Raw genomic sequence first — 1,522 nt, 5'->3', positions numbered from 1 at the left:
AGTAGATGACTTCCATCTCATCAGGACCGGTAAGGTACCCGGAAGAATACCCCCCGTCTCCATCTGATCCCCCACTCTGGACCATGCTTATTGTCCTGCCGTCACGGCCGATCACCCCGGCAAACGGAACGCTCTCCCATCTTAATTGCTCAGAAAAGGTTGCCTCTCCCGAAAATACCCGGTCTTTCTGTTCAGTGATCCTGAGAGTCAGGGTATACCCGGAATAGTCGGTATACCCGATTCCATCCACATACCCGGTCATCGTGCCGGTCCAATCCCCGATAAGGTTGGGAGTCTGGATATCAGCTGCAACAGTGCTCTGATCGGAGCTGGTGGTACATCCACAGAACAACACGGCTGCCAGAAGAATACCAGCACACAAGATTGTTTTCATTTCCATACATCTGTATAGAATCGAGAAAGGAGATAAATATGATCAATCAGCGCAAACGGCAGGTAACGTAATTGTAGAACCGGGAAGAGTTTTCTGCATAATTATATGGCTTCCCTTCTGCCTGACTTCTGAAAAACCATGTTTTTCGAGAATGGTGCAGACGTCCTTTCCCGATAGTACGAAGTTAACCAAAAAAAGCCACATCCATCCGTGTGATGTAGATCTCCCCGTGGAACCGTGACTGGATCTCCTGTGGGAATGCGGTTTCAAAAAAGAGCTCCAAAGCCTCATGAAGGTTATTTTGGGCTTCTTCTACAGTACCACCCTGGCTTGCAATGTCATATTCCGGGCAGAATGAGACATAGCCATCGCCCTCCTTTTGAATAATGGCTGTAAGCTCTTTTTGCATTTTCCCACTACCCCTCCACAATCTTCCCATCCTTCAGCCGGATTATCCGATCAAAGTACGGCAGGTGCCACTCCTCATGTGAGACCATCAGCACCGTCTGCCCCCGCTCCCGGTTGATCTCGGCAAAGAGGTCGAGGACGGCCTTTGAGTTCTCTGAATCAAGGTTCGCACATGGCTCGTCAGCGATCAGGATCTCAGGATCATTCACGAGGCCCCGGGCGACGGCAACCCGCTGCTGCTCCCCGCCCGAGAGCTCCTTTGGGAGATGATCGGCACGGGCACGAAGCCCGACCTGGTCGAGCATATGCAGAACACGATCCCGGATCTCGTCTTCAGATACCCCTCGTGCCATCATCGGGAGAGCCACATTCTCAAATGCCGTCAGATCATGCATAAGGGCATACTCCTGGAAGACATACCCAAGCCACTCCAGCCGGAAGAGTGTGCGTTGATAGTCAGGGAGGGCGGTCACATCCTCTCCCGAGATGGTGACAGAGCCGCTTGTCGGGAGATCGAGGAGGCCGATCATATGGAGGAGCGTCGATTTGCCGCTCCCCGATGCTCCCGTGATTCCGATAAAATCCCCCTTGGCGATTGTGACACTCACCCCGTTCAATGCATGTACGAGCACGTCCCCCATCCTGTATGTCTTCTGGAGATCTGTCACCTCAATCACGAAATCAGCCCCTCATCGCATCAAGCGTATTCTCCCGTGTGAT

General features: G+C 52.4%; 4 protein-coding genes. All 4 read right to left on the bottom strand.

All coding sequences use genetic code 11. The features are described 5' to 3' along the window. On the bottom strand, nt 1-400 hold a 400-nt coding region (locus tag QCH34_RS12565), incomplete at its 3' end, for a hypothetical protein (RefSeq protein ID WP_300334635.1). 36 nt (nt 401-436) lie between these two features. Continuing rightward, nucleotides 437-598 (bottom strand): type II toxin-antitoxin system HicA family toxin, encoded by a 162-nt coding sequence (locus QCH34_RS13380; RefSeq protein WP_366898677.1) that lies wholly within the window; start codon nt 596-598, stop codon nt 437-439. Further along, complete coding sequence (locus QCH34_RS12560; protein WP_300334634.1) at nt 579-803, bottom strand: type II toxin-antitoxin system HicB family antitoxin; 225 nt, start codon at nt 801-803, stop codon at nt 579-581. The genes QCH34_RS13380 and QCH34_RS12560 overlap by 20 nt, the downstream gene beginning before the upstream one ends. A gap of 7 nt (nt 804-810) precedes the next feature. Then, complete coding sequence (locus QCH34_RS12555; RefSeq protein WP_300334633.1) at nt 811-1,479, bottom strand: ABC transporter ATP-binding protein; 669 nt, start codon at nt 1,477-1,479, stop codon at nt 811-813. Nucleotides 1,480-1,522 lie beyond the last annotated feature (43 nt).

Source organism: Methanocalculus sp. (assembly GCF_029762515.1).
GTDB lineage: Archaea > Halobacteriota > Methanomicrobia > Methanomicrobiales > Methanocorpusculaceae > Methanocalculus.
The sequence above is the reverse complement of the archived record's forward strand: the minus strand, read 5'-3'. Positions and strand labels throughout refer to the sequence as shown.